Annotated in this window: 14 protein-coding genes; 6 read left to right on the top strand and 8 right to left on the bottom strand. The window is 62.7% G+C overall.

Annotated features, from left to right (window positions below):
* The first annotated feature begins 4 nt into the window (after positions 1-4).
* The gene (locus tag HMPREF2678_RS05925) at positions 5-748 is read left to right on the top strand and encodes a glutamine amidotransferase (RefSeq protein WP_035001884.1); all 744 of its coding nucleotides are present in this window, start codon (positions 5-7) and stop codon (positions 746-748) included.
* A gap of 9 nt (positions 749-757) precedes the next feature.
* On the opposite strand, the gene HMPREF2678_RS05930 is transcribed toward HMPREF2678_RS05925, so the two are convergent.
* Positions 758-2,389 (bottom strand): ABC-F family ATP-binding cassette domain-containing protein, encoded by a 1,632-nt coding sequence (locus tag HMPREF2678_RS05930; protein WP_034981947.1) that lies wholly within the window; start codon positions 2,387-2,389, stop codon positions 758-760.
* A gap of 429 nt (positions 2,390-2,818) precedes the next feature.
* Here HMPREF2678_RS05930 and HMPREF2678_RS05935 point away from each other — a divergent pair, with 429 nt between their 5' ends.
* Complete coding sequence (locus tag HMPREF2678_RS05935; protein WP_035001881.1) at positions 2,819-3,895, top strand: lycopene cyclase family protein; 1,077 nt, start codon at positions 2,819-2,821, stop codon at positions 3,893-3,895.
* A gap of 31 nt (positions 3,896-3,926) precedes the next feature.
* Here the strand turns inward: HMPREF2678_RS05935 and HMPREF2678_RS05940 are convergent, their stop codons facing one another.
* The 7 genes from HMPREF2678_RS05940 to HMPREF2678_RS05970 form a co-directional block, all read right to left on the bottom strand.
* Entirely contained in the window at positions 3,927-4,334 is a 408-nt protein-coding gene (locus tag HMPREF2678_RS05940) for a metal-sulfur cluster assembly factor (RefSeq protein WP_034967927.1), read from the bottom strand.
* A gap of 35 nt (positions 4,335-4,369) precedes the next feature.
* A complete protein-coding gene (gene sufU, locus HMPREF2678_RS05945) occupies positions 4,370-4,876 on the bottom strand; it encodes a Fe-S cluster assembly sulfur transfer protein SufU (RefSeq protein WP_034967931.1) in 507 nt (168 codons plus the stop codon).
* Positions 4,877-4,897: 21 nt separating this feature from the next.
* Entirely contained in the window at positions 4,898-6,151 is a 1,254-nt protein-coding gene (locus HMPREF2678_RS05950) for a cysteine desulfurase (protein WP_034967933.1), read from the bottom strand.
* 83 nt (positions 6,152-6,234) lie between these two features.
* A complete protein-coding gene (gene sufC / locus HMPREF2678_RS05955) occupies positions 6,235-6,990 on the bottom strand; it encodes a Fe-S cluster assembly ATPase SufC (protein ID WP_034967936.1) in 756 nt (251 codons plus the stop codon).
* A gap of 45 nt (positions 6,991-7,035) precedes the next feature.
* On the bottom strand, positions 7,036-8,247 hold the full coding sequence (sufD, locus tag HMPREF2678_RS05960; RefSeq protein WP_035001877.1) for a Fe-S cluster assembly protein SufD: 1,212 nt from the start codon (positions 8,245-8,247) through the stop codon (positions 7,036-7,038).
* Positions 8,248-8,252: 5 nt separating this feature from the next.
* A complete protein-coding gene (gene sufB / locus HMPREF2678_RS05965; RefSeq protein ID WP_034967943.1) occupies positions 8,253-9,695 on the bottom strand; it encodes a Fe-S cluster assembly protein SufB in 1,443 nt (480 codons plus the stop codon).
* Positions 9,696-9,698: 3 nt separating this feature from the next.
* Positions 9,699-10,382 carry a helix-turn-helix transcriptional regulator gene (locus tag HMPREF2678_RS05970; protein WP_034967946.1) on the bottom strand — a complete coding sequence of 228 codons (684 nt, stop codon included), beginning with the start codon at positions 10,380-10,382 and terminating at the stop codon, positions 9,699-9,701.
* A gap of 200 nt (positions 10,383-10,582) precedes the next feature.
* On the opposite strand from HMPREF2678_RS05970, the gene mptB reads away from it, so the two are divergent.
* From mptB to HMPREF2678_RS05990, 4 genes are read left to right on the top strand one after another with little or no spacing between them, the layout of a single operon-like run.
* Entirely contained in the window at positions 10,583-12,358 is a 1,776-nt protein-coding gene (mptB, locus tag HMPREF2678_RS05975) for a polyprenol phosphomannose-dependent alpha 1,6 mannosyltransferase MptB (RefSeq protein WP_168163090.1), read from the top strand.
* The gene (locus HMPREF2678_RS05980) at positions 12,342-13,322 is read left to right on the top strand and encodes an ABC transporter ATP-binding protein (RefSeq protein WP_034967949.1); all 981 of its coding nucleotides are present in this window, start codon (positions 12,342-12,344) and stop codon (positions 13,320-13,322) included. The genes mptB and HMPREF2678_RS05980 overlap by 17 nt, the downstream gene beginning before the upstream one ends.
* Positions 13,319-14,110: an ABC transporter permease gene (locus HMPREF2678_RS05985; protein WP_034967954.1), complete on the top strand. Its 792-nt coding sequence runs from the start codon at positions 13,319-13,321 to the stop codon at positions 14,108-14,110. Before HMPREF2678_RS05980 ends, HMPREF2678_RS05985 begins: the two co-directional genes overlap by 4 nt.
* Before the next feature lie 56 nt (positions 14,111-14,166).
* The gene (locus HMPREF2678_RS05990) at positions 14,167-15,237 is read left to right on the top strand and encodes a COX15/CtaA family protein (protein ID WP_034974401.1); all 1,071 of its coding nucleotides are present in this window, start codon (positions 14,167-14,169) and stop codon (positions 15,235-15,237) included.
* Positions 15,238-15,247: the final 10 nt, after the last annotated feature.

Consider the following 15,247-nt stretch of genomic DNA (forward strand, 5'->3'; position numbering starts at 1 on the left):
GAATGTGACTTTCGTACTGCTATGCCCCCGCAGCGGAGCCGAGGTGCTCGCCGCGGAATACGCCGACTTCCTCAGCTACAGCGGCCTCACCCCCGCCGAGCTGGAGCAGCGCCCCCTGGATAACCCGGGGGCGGACCTCGGCAGTTTCGATGGCGTGGAGGGCGTATTCATCGGCGGCTCGCCGTTTACCATCACCCGCCCGGTCGACGCGGAGTGGCAGGAGGAAATCTCGCAAAAGCTGGTCGACTTCATCCAGGTCGAGACCGAAAGGCAGCGCTTCGGCATCTTCTCCACCTGCTACGGCACCTCCATGCTGGCGCACTACCTGGACGGCGAGGTCAACAGCACGTACTCGGAATCGGCGGGCACCAGCGAGGTTTCTCTAACTGACGCCGGACGCATCGACCCCATCACGGGCGCGCTCCCCGACCGATTCACCGCACTGACAGGGCACAAGGACTCGGTGGTGCGCGTGCCGGAGGAAGCCACGCTGCTGGCCACCGGCGAGACCTGCCCCGTGCAGATTTACCGCTATCGCGAGAACTTCTGGACCAGCCAATTCCACCCCGAGATGGACGCAGCGGGCATCACCCGGCGCCTGAGCTTCTACGAGGACGAGGGCTACTGCGACCCTAAAGAGATCGCGGAAACCTACGCCCGCTTCGAGGGACAAGATACGGCGGCGGCGAACTCGCTGCTGCGGCGCTTCGTGGAGTACTCCCGCAGCTCGCTAGGGCTGGTGGGCTAGGACTACCGGTCAGGCTAGCTCGACGATCTCCATGTACTCGTCGCTCCACAGGTCCTCCACCCCGTCGGGCAGCACGATTACGCGCTCGGGCTCCAGAGCCTTGACCGCGCCTGGGTCGTGGGTGACCAGCACAACGGCGCCGGTGTAGGTGCGCAGTGCGTCGAGGACCTGTTCGCGGGACTGCGGATCCAGGTTGTTGGTTGGCTCGTCCAGCAGCAGCACATTGGCGCGGGAGCTGACGAGGGTCGCCAATGCTAGGCGGGTCTTTTCACCGCCGGATAGCGTGCCGGCAGGCTGCTCCAACTGCTCGCCGGAGAACATGAATGCGCCCAGCAGGCCGCGCAGGTCCTGTTCGCCGGCGTCGGGACAGGCCTCGATGGCGTTTTCCCAGACGGACTTGTCCGGGTCGATCGTGTCGTGCTCCTGCGCGAAGTAACCGACTTTCAAACCGTGGCCGGTGACGATGCCGCCCTCGCCGTCGGTGCGTTCCACCCCGGCCAGCAGCTTCAGCAGCGTGGTCTTTCCGGCGCCGTTGAAGCCGAGCACGACCACGCGCGAGCCCTTGTCGATGGCCAGATCCACCCCGGCGAAGACCTCCAGGGAGCCGTACATCTTCGTCAGTCCCTTGGCGTTCATGGGGGTCTTGCCACACGGTGCGGGCTCCGGGAAGCTGATGTTGGCCACGCGGTCTTCGACCCGCACCTCGTCGAGGTTGCCCAGCATCTTCTCTGCGCGGGCGGCCATCTGCTTGGCGGCCTTCGCCTTGGTGGCCTTTGCTCCCAGCTTCTCGGCCTGCTGCCTCAGGGCGCTGGCCTTCTTCTCGGCATTTGCTTTCTCGCGGCGACGGCGCGCCTCGTCGGTGGCTCGGGCGTCCTTGTACTTGGTCCAGCCCATGTTGTAGACGTCGGCCTCGCCACGTACAGCGTCGAGGAACCAGATCTTGTTGCACACGTCGTCCAGCAGCTCCACGTCGTGGCTGATCATGATCAGCCCGCCCTCGTGCTTGGCCAAAAAGCCACGCAGCCAGGTGATGGAGTCCGCGTCCAGGTGGTTAGTCGGCTCGTCCAGCAGCAAAGTGGTCTGGGAGCGGCCGGATCCGGCGGTGGCGGCGAAGAGGATCTGTGCCAGCTCCACGCGTCGACGCTGACCACCCGAGAGGGTCTTCAGCTGCTGATCTAGCACGCGTTCCGGCAACCCCAGCGAGTCGCAGATCTGCGCGGCCTCGCTGTCGGCCTCGTAGCCGCCCAGGGAGTGGTATTTTTCCTCCAGGCGGCTGTACTTCAGGATTGCGGCGTCCCGCTGGCCGGGGTTGTCGCTGGTCTCCATGATTTCCTGCTGACGCTCCATGGAGCTGCGAATCCGATCCAAGCCACGGGCAGACAACACGCGGTCGCGGGCGGTCTGCTCGATATCGCCTTCCTTGGAATCCTGCGGTAGGTATCCCATCTCGCCGCTGCGGGTGACGGTGCCACCGTAGGGCTCGCCTTCGCCGGCCAGGATGCGCATGGTGGTGGTCTTCCCCGCGCCGTTACGCCCGACCAGGCCGATACGGTCGCCGGGTTGGACTCGCAGGTGTTGCCCGGGGGCGTTCAGCAGGGTCCGGGCCCCCACCCGAACCTCGAGGTCATTAGTAACAATCACAAGCTAGAAGCCTATCAGCATCCCCGTCGACAACCTGCCCCACCCCTTATGCACCGGCGCAGCGGTGCTCGAACCCCCAAGTCGAGTCGCTGGCCTGTCTGGTCGTCGACGGGTCCCCGCGTTCCCCCCATTCATCATCGCCCCGCCTTGTTGGTATGTTCCTACCAAGCAGGACAATGTTTATGTTAGAAACTAGGATCGCGACCTGCAGCGTTTGCGTTACATATGGCTGTGGCTTTCCCCCGAACCTTCAAGTTGTCCCTAAGCTTGTTCCTGCTCTCCTGTGATTAGGAAAGACTTATACCCTTAGCTTGTCTATTTAGGTAGCTACTCAGTCTTAGAAAGCAATGAGCAAAATACAGTCATGTAAATTCGGGGGTAGCAAGCGTAATCTGCACCACAATCGATGCCTCGAAGGAGTCCCCTGCCGTGCCCCAGACCTTACACCTCAAAGGCCTGGGGCCGGCCGGTGCTTTGCTAGCCATCCGCGCAGCTCAGCGCGGCTACTCCGTCGTTGCCTACGACCCTGCGGTGGATCTCAACCGAGCTACCCCCTTTCCGGGCACCTATGGTGTGTTCTCCACGCAGATTCCCGCGTGGGCTGATGCGTTGTTCACCCCGCCTGCCCCCTTGGAAGTTGTCGCCGGGCTTCCCACAACGCGTCGCACCCTCGGCTTCGAGTACCGCATGTTGGATCAGGCCGCCGTGGTCAAGGCGCTACGCGAGAGCGATGTGCGTGTGGTCGCCGAGTACGTGCCCGACGGTCACCCGGCCGTTGACTGCACCGGCGCCCCGCGCACCGACGCCGCACTGTGGCAGCTGGCCGTCGGGTGGTTCTTTTCTGATCGTGACGCCCCACGCCCCCAGCCGGTCTTTATGGATTGGACAGACGCGGAAGCTCAAGATCAACACGCTGCGCCGAGCTTCTGCTATATCCAGCGCACAAGCGAGGGATGGCTCTATGAGGAGACGATCCTTGCCACCCACTGCCCCGCCGATCCGGTCGAGCAGCAGAAGGTGTTGGACGTTCTGCGGAATCGGTTGGCGGAACGGATAGCGCGGATGGGGCTAGATCCGGAGAGTGTGAGCCGCGAAGAACAGGTTTCGATTCCGATGGGAACGAGGCGGCGTCATAAAGAAAGAAAGTTTGGCGCCGCGGCGGGGTTTATCAATCCCGCGACGGGTTACTCGCTGGGGCATGCGCTGGAGGCCGCCGACGATGTCCTGGACGGGCGGCGGCTGGGTGGGAACCTGGCATATGTGCTGCGGCAGGTCGGTGGAGAGCTGATCGCGCGGGCCGACGGAGCCACGCTGCAGGATTTCTTCGGCCATTTCTTTGCCCTGGATACCGAGCGGCAGTTGGCCTACCTAAGCGGCCGGGATGGCCTGGCCGTGGCGCGCACCATGTGGGCACTTCGGGAGGGCACGGGACTGAGCCACGAGTTCCTGCAGCCGCTCTTCCGGCGCCCCTGGCAGGTGATGCGGGCGGTGTGGGCTAGACGGTGAAGCCCAGACGGCGAAGCCTACACAGTGAAGCCTAAACAGTGAAGCCCAGGAAGCGCAGCTGCTCGCGGCCTTCCTCGTTGATCATGTGCGGGCCCCAGGCCGGGGACCACACCCAGTTGATCTGTAGGTCGGTGACCTCGTCGACGTTGTTGATCACCGCGTCGCGTGCCTGATCCTCCAGCACGTCCTGCAGCGGGCACGCCGGGGAGGTCAGGGTCATGTTCAGCACCGCGGTCTTGTCCTCGATCCAGATGTCGTAAACCAGCCCCAGGTCGATGACGTTGATGCCCAGTTCCGGGTCGATGACGTCCAGCAGGTTCTCTTCGACCTTGCCCGCGATGGCCATGTCTTCGGGGCTGCGCTCGGCGGGCCCCTCCGGGGCCTTGTCCAGTGGTGAGGGATCCATCTCCGGGGTGGTGGGTTCTGCGTTTTCAGTCATGGTGGGCTCCTTGATCTGCCTGGTCTGTGAGGTGGCTAGTCTGTGTCGTTTGTAATGTCGCTTGTAGTGTCGGTGCCGATGTCGGTGCCGTTGTCGGCGGGCGTTGCCCCTGCCTCGGTAGCGGCGGCCTCGAACGCCTTCCAGCCCAGCAGAGCGCACTTCACGCGAGCCGGGTACTTGGACACACCCGCGAAGGCAATACCATCGCCGATGATCTCGTCGTCGCCCTCGATCTTGCCGCGGGAGGTCACCATGCGCTCGAACTCAGCGAGCTTGGCGAAGGCCTCCTCGACCGGGCGGCCCACCAGCTCCTCGGCCATCACAGACGTGGAAGCCTGGCTGATGGAGCAGCCCACCGCGTCGTAGGAGATATCCTCCACGGTCTGCTTGTCCGCGCTGAGGTGCAGGCGCAGCGTCAGCTCGTCGCCGCAGGAGGTGTTCACGTGGTGTACCTCGGCCTCGAAAGGCTCGCGCAGCCCCGCGTGCTGGGGATGCTTGTAGTGGTCCAGGATCACTTCCTGGTACATCTGCTCTAGTTTCATATCGCCTTTAACTTAAATCCTCTACGCGGTACCGAAGAATTCCTGCGCTGTGCGGATGGCCGCAACCAGCGCATCAACGTCCGAGAGGTCATTGTAAATATAGAAGCTGGCCCGGGCCGTGGCCTGCACGTTCATGCAGGTGTGCACCGGCCACGCACAGTGGTGGCCGACGCGGATGCACACACCCTGGTCGTCGATGACCTGTCCCAGGTCGTGCGGGTGAATCCCCTCCACGACGAAGCTGACCGCGCTGCCACGACCCTGTGCGTCTGTGGGACCGATGATGCGCAGCCCCTCAATCGTTTGCAGCTGCTGTAGCGCGTAGGCCGTCAGTTCGGCCTCGTGCGCGGCAACTTTATCCATACCGAGGTCGTTCAGGTAGTTCACGGCCGCACCGAGTCCCACTACCTGCGAGGTCATCTGTGTGCCTGCCTCGAAACGCTGCGGGGCTTCGGTGAAGGTGGTGCCTTCCATCGTCACCTTCTCCACCATTGATCCACCTGTCAGGAAAGGCGGTAGCTGGTCCATGTGCTGGGCTTTGCCGTAGAGGACGCCGACGCCATTAGGCCCCAGCATCTTGTGGCCTGAAAATGCCGCGAAGTCTACATCTAGCTGGTGGAAATCCACGGACATGTGCGGCACGGACTGGCACGCATCCAGGACGAACAGTGCGCCGACGGCGCGAGCCCGGCGGACCGCCTCCGGCACGTCCAGAACCGCACCGGTGACATTCGACTGGTGGGTCAGCGCCACGACTTTGGTACGCTCGGAAAGCTCCAGACTGTCCAGGTCGATGCGACCATCCTCGGTGGCGGAGTACCACTTCAGCGTGGCGCCGGTGCGCTGCGCAAGCTCCTGCCAGGGCACCAGGTTCGCGTGGTGTTCCAGTTCGGAGACTACGATCTCGTCGCCTTCAGTGACCTGCAGCTCCCCCGCTCGCTTATCGCCGAGGATGTAGGCAACCTCGTTGAGAGCCTCCGTTGCGTTCTTGGTGAACGCGATTTCCCGGTCATCGGCACCCACGAAGTCGGCGATGGCTTCGCGCGCGGATTCGTAGGCATCCGTGGCTTCCTCCGCAATCTCGTAGGCACCGCGGTGCACGGGTGCGTTGTGGGTAGTGAGGAACTCCCGTTCCGCGTCCAGAACTTGCACCGGGCGCTGAGCGGTGGCACCGGAATCCAGGTACACCAACTTCTTCCCCTCGCGTACTGTGCGCGAAAGGATCGGGAAGTCGCTGCGGACCTTCGCGGTATCCAGGGAATTGCTTGAACTCACAAGTTCACACTTTCTGCCCGGCCGTCACCGGCCGGCGAGGGTTTGGGGATGTTGCGGGCGCTGAGGATGGGTGGCCGGAAGCTCTAGACGAACTTCTCGTAGCCCTCGGACTCCAGCTGTTGTGCCAGCTCTGGGCCGCCGGATTCTACGATGCGGCCCTTGGCGAACACGTGGACGTGTTCGGGCTTGACGTAATTCAGGATGCGCTGGTAGTGCGTGATCATCAGCACGCCGCCGTTCTCGCGCTCCTTGTAGCGGTTAATGCCTTCGGAGACGACGCGCAAAGCGTCGACGTCCAGGCCGGAGTCGGTCTCGTCCAGGATGGCGAACTTGGGCTTAAGCAGACCCAGCTGCAGGATCTCGTGGCGCTTCTTCTCGCCGCCGGAAAAGCCCTCGTTAATGGAGCGCTCGGAGAACGACGGGTCGATGGATAGCTCCTCCATGGCCGCGCGGGCTTCCTTGACCCACTCGCGGATCTTCGGAGCCTCACCGCGGACAGCGGTGGCGGAGGAACGCAGGAAGTTGGCCATGGATACGCCCGGCACCTCGGTCGGGTATTGCATAGCCAGGAACAGCCCTGCGCGGGCGCGCTCGTCGACTTCCATGTCCAGCAGGTTCTCGCCGTCCAGCAGCACCTCGCCCTCGGTAATTTCGTAGCGCGGGTGGCCGGCAATGGCATAGGACAGGGTGGACTTGCCGGAGCCGTTCGGCCCCATGATGGCGTGGGTCTCGCCGGAGTTGATGGTCAGGTTGACGCCGTGCAGGATCGGCTTCGGATCCTCGTTCTCATCAGCGGGGACGACCTGCGCGTGCAGGTTCTTGATTTCCAGAGTGCTCATGGTGTGTAAAAAGCTTTCTTTGGGTGTTTGACGGGGTAAATGAATTTAAAGAACCGTGTGCTGCAGCTCGGCCTCGACCTTGTCCTCCAGCAGTTCGCGGATCGACTCCTCCGGGATGCGCTTGATCACGTCGGTGAAGAAACCGCGGACGATCAGCATCTTTGCGCTGGCCGGATCGATGCCACGGGACTGCAGGTAGAACATGTGCTCGTCGTCGAAGCGCCCAACGGTTGCAGCGTGGCCGGCGCCAACGATCTCGCCGGTCTGGATCTCCAGGTTCGGCACGGCATCCGCGCGGGCACCCGAAGTCAGCAGCAGGTTGTTGTTCTTTTCGTAGGTATCGGTACCCGTAGCTTCCGGGCGGATCAGCACGTCGCCGATCCAGGCGGTGCGAGCCACACGAGCATCCTTGCCCTTCTCCGGCTCACCCTGCAGGGCACCCTTGTACAAAACGTTAGAGCGGCAGTTGCGGATGGAGTGATCCACTAGCAGTCGCTGCTCGAAATACTGGTTCGCGTCCGCGAAGTACAGTCCCAGCAGTTCCGCGTCTCCGCCGGTATCGGTGTAGCGCACGTGCGGTACGGAGCGTACGACGTGGCCACCGAAGGCTGCGTAGTAGTGACGCACGATTGCGTCGCGACCGACCTGGATGTGCGAGTTCGACAGGTGAACTGCGTCCTCGTTCCAATCCTCGAAGACCACGGTGGTTAGCTTCGCACCGTCACCGACAACGAACTCCACGTTGTCGGAGTGCGCGCCCGAACCCTCGTAGCGGACGAACACCACAGCCTCGGCGTGTGCCTCCAGCTCGATGACCAGGGTGCCGTAGGAGACTTCGTCCTCGCCGGGGCCGTCGATGGTGACGGTGACCGGGGACTTCAATGCCGCGTCCTTGGAGATGCGCACATAGTCGGCCTGCTCCGTGTTCTCCCAGGCCTGCGCCGCCGCACGATCCACGGGCGCGCCCGCGCGCCCCAGGCGCTCATCGCCAGATTGGAGCTTCTCGATGGCCACGCTGGGGGCGTCATCCTCCGCAACACCAACCGCGATAGCGGCGGGCTTGCCAGCAACGGCCGAGCCATCATGCAGGCCGCGCAGCTCGCGCAGCGGAGTGAAGCGCCAGTCCTCGTCCTTACCGTGCGGAATAGAGAAATCCGCAGCCGAGAAAGAGGTGAAGCGGTCGCCCTTCGTCTGGTGTTCCGTACCAGCCTTCACCGGGGTGATCGTCGCTTCGGTTTCGTTGAGTGGGGTCGTCATTTGGTTTAACCCACCGATCCTTCCATCTGCAGTTCGATAAGACGGTTGAGCTCCAGGGCGTACTCCATGGGCAGCTCCTTGGCGATTGGCTCCACGAAACCGCGGACGATCATCGCCATGGCCTCGTCCTCCTCGATGCCACGGGACATCAGGTAGAACAGCTGATCCTCGGAGACCTGGGAAACGGTTGCCTCATGGCCCAACGTCACGTGGTCGTTACGAATATCGTTGTACGGGTAGGTATCCGAACGCGAAATCGAGTCGACCAGCAGCGCATCACATTCGACGTTGGAAGCCGAGTGGTGAGCGTCCTTGTTGATCTGCACCAGGCCACGGTAGGCAGCGCGACCACCGCCGCGGGCGACGGACTTAGAGACAATGTTGGAGCTCGTGTACGGCGCCATGTGCACCATCTTCGCGCCCGTGTCCTGGAACTGACCCTCGCCCGCGAAAGCCACGGAGAGAACCTCGCCCTTGGCGTGCGGGCCGGTCATCCACACGGCCGGGTACTTCATGGTCACCTTCGAGCCGATGTTGCCGTCGACCCACTCCATGGTGCCGCCCTCTTCGCACTTTGTGCGCTTGGTGACCAGGTTGTACACGTTGTTCGACCAGTTCTGGATCGTGGTGTAGCGGCAGCGGCCGCCCTTCTTCACGATGATCTCCACCACGGCGGAGTGCAGAGAGTCAGTCTTGTAAATCGGGGCGGTACAACCCTCGACGTAGTGAACGTAGGCGTCTTCGTCGACGATGATCAGGGTGCGCTCGAATTGGCCCATGTTCTCGGTGTTAATGCGGAAATAAGCCTGCAGTGGAATATCCACGTGCACGCCCTTCGGCACGTAAATGAAGGAACCGCCGGACCATACTGCCGTATTCAGCGCGGAGAACTTGTTGTCGCCAGCCGGGATGACGCTGCCGAAGTACTCCTCGAAGAGCTCGGGGTATTCGCGCAGGCCAGTATCGGTATCGACGAAGATAACGCCCTGCTTCTCCAGATCCTCGCGGATCTGGTGGTAGACCACCTCGGACTCGTACTGCGCGGCCACACCGGCGACCAGACGCTGCTTCTCGGCCTCCGGGATACCCAGCTTGTCGTAAGTGTTCTTAATGTCCTCCGGCAGGTCATCCCACGTCTGGGCCTGCTTCTCGGTGGAACGGACGAAGTACTTAATGTTGTCGAAATCGATATCGCTCAAGTCCGCGCCCCAGGTAGGCAGCGGCTTCTTGTCGAAGATTTCCAGAGCCTTCAGGCGGCGCTTAAGCATCCATTCCGGCTCGTTCTTCTTCGCCGAAATGTCGCGCACTACATCCTCGTTAAGTCCGCGGCGGGCGGAAGCACCGGCGGCATCGGAATCGTGCCAGCCATATCCGTAGGCGCCGATGGAATCGATGATCTCTTCGTCAGTCTGTGGTTTAGTTTCAGGTGTTTGTGCAGCTTGAGTCATGGTTTAACTTTCCTTCTTGGGGGAAGGGTCAATGGTCTGAAGCGGAATGAAGGTGGTGCAGACACCGTTGCCATCGGCAATGGTTGCCAGCGGTTGAGTGTGTTGCCCCAGCAGTTCTGCAACCACCCGGTGCTCCGCCGCGCACAGTTCAGGGAACTCGTGAGCGACATCTTGGATTGGGCAGTGATGACGGCAAATCTGAACGCCACCGCCAGCTGGATCGACAGTGGCAGCATAACCCCTGTCAGACAGTGCGTCGGCAATGGCCTTGGCCTTGGCAGCCACGTCGGAATCGGATTCGGGAACGTCCTCCAATAGATCCTGCACGCGCTGGGCGGCGAAATCTTCCACCGCTGATTCCCCACCCGCAGAGCGGAGGGCGCGCAGAGCTAGCAAGGCTAGGTTGTCGTAATCATGTCCAAACTTTGCCCGCCCCGCGTCAGTGAGGCGGAAAAGTTTGGCGGGCCGTCCACGCTGCCCGGAGCGAGGGGCCTCCTCGACCTCGGCGAGGCCATCGGAGACGATGTTGTCCAGGTGCCGCCGAACTCCCGCGGCACTCAGACCAAACTCCTCGCTGATGTCCGATGCGCTCACCGGACCGTGGCGCAGCACGTGCAAAAGAATGCGGTGCCGCGTGTCGGGCTCTGGGGTTGGGGCGGTTTCCTGCCCCGCAGTTGTCCGAGCCACGCTTACCTCCTTCTCTTGGACTTCGTGTGTGCCAGCGCTACTTAGGAATGTGCCTACATGATTAGACAACAAAAGTGTGTCGTAATTGTTCCCGCTTGTCCACTAAGGTAAGCCTGACTAGTTCCTTAACCTGCTGTGTGGCGCCGGTCACGGCCTGGTTAAAGAAGAACACGGCAACATCTTCGGTATCATCTGCTTCTATGAATCTCCCCATTTCGGACGCCCCGCGGGGCCACCCACTGTCGCGGCCGTGGCGGAGGTTTCAGGAACAACTACCCCAATTGGGGTTGGCTGGGTCCCGGTCGGCGCAGTTGCACTCCGATTCCGACGGCGACAGCACGCCCGAAAGCGCGTTGGAGCTGAAACCCCTGAACCGCGCGCTGGCCATGCGCCTCTATGTCGCAGTGTTCCTGGGGGCGCTGGGCAGCATCCTCATCACGGTCGGTGGCCTGGGCGCCGGAGCTTTCCCCGTCATCCACAATCCCTACTGGGGTTTCCCGGGCGTAAGCACTTTGGCGCGGATGCTGCACTCCACCACCGTGCTTGTGTTTGTCGGCATCGGCTTTCTGGTGTACGGCTGGTTGCTGCTGTTCCGCTTTGCGGTAGCTGTGCCCGCTCGGCCTAACCACCCCATCCCCGTGCGCACTTATTGGCGTACCTTCCTGGTGTGGGTCACTCCGCTGATGGTCACCCCGCCTTTGTTCACTCAAGACATCTACTCTTATTTGGCTCAGGGGGCGATCGCCGCTCGTGGCTGGGATCCTTACAGTGGCGGTCCGGTAGACCTCTTGGGGATTGACGATCCCCTGGCGCGTTCCGTGCCGCTGATGTGGGCGCACTCCCCTTCTCCCTACGGTCCGGTCGCGCTCGGGTACGGAGAGGTCATCTCGATTCTGACGGGCAACTCCATCATCCTGGGGATCGTCATGCACCGGCTGGTCTCTATCGTAGGTTTGGCTCTGTGTGGCTGGGCTCTGGTGCGCTTGGCCCGCCGCTGTGGCGTTTCCAGTGGAGCGGCACTGTGGCTGGGGATTCTCAACCCGCTGGCGATCCTGCACCTGGTGGGCGGTATCCACAACGAGGCCGCTCTCATTGGTCTGCTCCTCGCTGGCATGGAGCTAGTTCTGCGCGGCGTGGACATGGAGGATCGCCCGCTGACTAGTCGGTGGATACTCATCATCGCCGGGCTCGGATTGATCACTATGGCTGGGCTGGTGAAGGTCACGGCACTGGTCGGCCTGGGTTTCGCAGGTGCGGCTCTAGCGCGCTGGTTCGGCGCCCGCATCGTCGACCTGTGCAGCGCGGCCGCCGTCTGTATCGCCGTTGCTAGCGTTACCGCGGTGGCGATGTCCCTGTTGACAGGCGTGGGGTTCGGCTGGATCACCTCCCAAGGCGGGGCAGCGGAGATCGTCTCCTGGATGTCCATCACCACCTCCCTAGGATTGGCCTCCGGAGCGCTGGGCGCCGTCTTGGGCCTGGGCGATCACACCGATTCAGCACTGGTTGTTTTCCGCGCCATCGGGCTTGTTGTCGGCGCGCTGTGGGTAGTGCGCATGCTGTGGGCATCTTTCCGCGGGCGCATCCACCCCGTGGGCGGGCTCGGAGTGTCGACCCTGATCCTGGTGTTCTTCTTCCCCGTCGTGCACCCCTGGTACTTGCTGTGGGCGATCATCCCCCTCGCCGCCTGGGCGAACCGGCGAACCTTCCACCTGATCGCCGTGGGCTACTCGGTCGTATTCAGCTTCTTCATCCTGCCCCGCGGATTGTCCCTGCCGACCTCGACCGTGATCTACATCTACGCCATGAGCGTAGTTTTCTTCCTACTGGCAGTAGTGACATTGAAATGGATCGCCAACCTGAACGCTGACCTGGCCGAAGGTCTGACACTCCGTGCCACCGACGCGGATGAACAGTGGCGGCGCTACGTAAAGAACTCCGACAGGACTAGACTGACCAATCATGACCAAAAAGCCTGAATCTCCGCTGGCCAGTACCTCGCCGGTCCTCGAGCTCCGGGACGTAGTTAAGACCTTCGGTGACCGTCGCGCAGTGGACGGCTTGAGTTTCGACCTGGCAGCGGGGCAGGTCCTTGCGCTCATTGGGCCCAACGGTGCAGGTAAGACCACCACGGTGGAAATGTGCGAAGGCTTCCTCCGCCCCACCGAAGGAACCATTCGAGTCTTCGGCAAGGATCCGGCGGTCGCATCGGACGAGGTCCGCAGCCGCATCGGCGTGATGCTGCAAGGTGGCGGCGCGTATCCCGGAATCCGCGTGGGCGAGATGATGCGGCTGGTGGCGTCGTACTCAAAAAATCCTCTGGACCCGGACTGGTTGCTGAAGACCGTCGGCTTGGATGGGCACGAGAAAACGCCGTATCGCCGCTTGTCGGGCGGGCAGCAGCAGCGCCTGAGTCTGGCCTGCGCGCTGGTCGGCCGCCCCGAGCTGGTGTTCCTGGACGAACCGACCGCGGGCCTCGACGCGCAATCGCGCCTGGCTGTGTGGGACCTCGTGGCGTCGCTGAAACGCGATGGCGTGGCGGTGGTGCTGACCACGCACCTGATGGATGAGGCCGAAGCGCTGGCCGACCAGGTGGTCATCATCGATTCGGGGCGCATCGTCGCATCCGGTACGACGGAAGAGATGACGTCTCGCCGTAGCCCACACTCGCGCGCCGCGTGGCTGTCGGTGCAGGTAGATATGGACGCCCCACTCCCCGACGTCGCCACTGCGATCGCCCAGCACACGGCGGCGCAGGTGAACGTGGAAGAGCTGCGCCCCCGCCACTTCAAGGTGGAAGCCGACGAGCTGAACCCCGCGCTGATCGCAGCGGTGACCGCGGCTTTCGCCGACCTCAACGTCATGATTCGCCAGCTGGAAGCCAACCGTCAGTCCCTAGAGGACGTCTTCCTCTCTATCACCGGAAAGGACATCCGCTCATGAGCACCACGAGTCGCTTCGAGCCGGGCTTCTTTGCCCCCGCACCCGCCCAGGCGAAGTCCGCGGATATCGTCAAGGCGCAAGCCAAGATCGAATCGCTGCTGTTTCTGCGCCACGGCGAGCAGCAGTTGCTCTCTATGGTCATTCCGCTGGGACTGTTGATTGGTTTGACGCTGATTCCAGGCGATGACGCATCCCACTCTGTGACCAGGGTGTTTCCCATGGCTTTGGCGATTGCTCTGATGGGTGCCGGATTCACGGGCCAGGCCATCGCGGTGGCCTTCGACCGCCGCTACGGGGCTTTAAAACGTATTGGCGCGGCTGGCGTGCCGACGTGGGCGTTGATCGGCGGCAAGGTGGTCGCCGTCTGCATCGTGGTGTTGCTGCAGGTACTGGTGCTTTCCATAGCCTCTGTGCTGCTGGGGTGGCAGCCGGAGCTGGCGGGTTTGCCAGCCGCTGTGTTGACGGCTGTACTCGGGGTGGCGGCGTTCACTAGCTTGGGGCTGCTGCTGGGCGGAACCCTCAGTTCAGAGATGGTACTGGCCTTGGGCAACACCATCTGGTTCGTCCTATTGGGTGCCGCAGTCTACGCCACGATGACCACCCCTGCGGGCGAGGACGTGCACTCCTGGCTACTGGCAGTTCCCTCCGTGGCACTGACCGAGGCGTTCCACACGGCAGTGACTGCTGGGGGCGTGAGCTGGGTTGCGTGGCTGAGCCTGCTGGCATGGGCGATCGTGGGAGCCGCGGCCGCGTTGCAGCTCTTCCGCTTCACCATGGACAGTGACTAGCGGCAATTAGTCCCGCGACATGGGCTTCCATTAGTCTGGAAGACGTGGTTGAGACTATGAAACAACGCGCCACGGAGGAATCGAATCCCTTCGTGAAGGCGCTGCTGAAACTGTACGCATTCGTGTATGCGGCCGACCGCAAGTACGGTTTTCCCCGCCCCGTGACCGCGCCGACGATTCATCGCCAAAGGCTCTTTGCCATCATCCTTTTGGCCTGCCAGACCGGCATCACTTTCACGGGCGCACTCGTGCGCGTGACGGGATCTGGCTTGGGTTGCTCTACCTGGCCACAATGCCAGCCGGGTTCGCTGTTCCCCGTCGCCGGATCGGCCCCGTGGGTGCACCAGATCATCGAGTTCGGCAACCGAACGCTGACCTTTGTGGTTTGCATTGCAGCGCTCGTGTGCTTCATCTCCGTGGTGCGCGCCGCACGCCGCACCCCTATCCTGCACCTGGCCTTCATCCAGGGCATCGGCATCATCGTGCAGGCAGTACTAGGTGGCATCACCGTGCACATGGACCTGATGTGGTGGACCGTTGCACTGCACTTCCTGCCCAGTATGCTGCTGGTATTCCTGGCGGCGAAGCTGGTGGTGCGCATCGGTGAACCCGACGATGGCGAGATGCAACCCTTGATGCCACGCCCCCTGCGCATCCTCACCGACGGATCCGCGCTGAGCCTGGCAATCGTCCTGATTACCGGCACCCTGGTGACTGGCGCAGGCCCCCACGCCGGCGACGAGGCCATCCTGCCGGAACACCGCCTGCAGGTTCCGCTGATCGACATGGCACACGTCCACGCGGGCTTCATGTACCTGTACCTGGGCCTTACCATTGGCCTGCTGGCGGGCGTGTTCGCTCTGAACCTGGAGCATCGCATAAAAACCGCCGCTTACTGGGTGATCGGCGCGATCATCCTGCAGGCTGCCATCGGCATCATGCAGTTCTGGCTCGGGGTGCCCCGCTGGTCCGTTCCGTTGCACGTCATCGGCTCCGGCCTCACTACCGCCGCCACCGGATTCCTGTGGGCGCTGAAGTCCCGCTACAGCGGTGGCAACGCCAGTCACACGGGCACCACCACCGGCGATAGTCAGCGCCACGAGGCTGTGAACGCCAAAGACGGCTAATATACAGAGT

This window comes from Corynebacterium sp. HMSC058E07, from assembly GCF_001809885.1.
Taxonomy (GTDB): Bacteria; Actinomycetota; Actinomycetes; order Mycobacteriales; family Mycobacteriaceae; genus Corynebacterium; species Corynebacterium macclintockiae.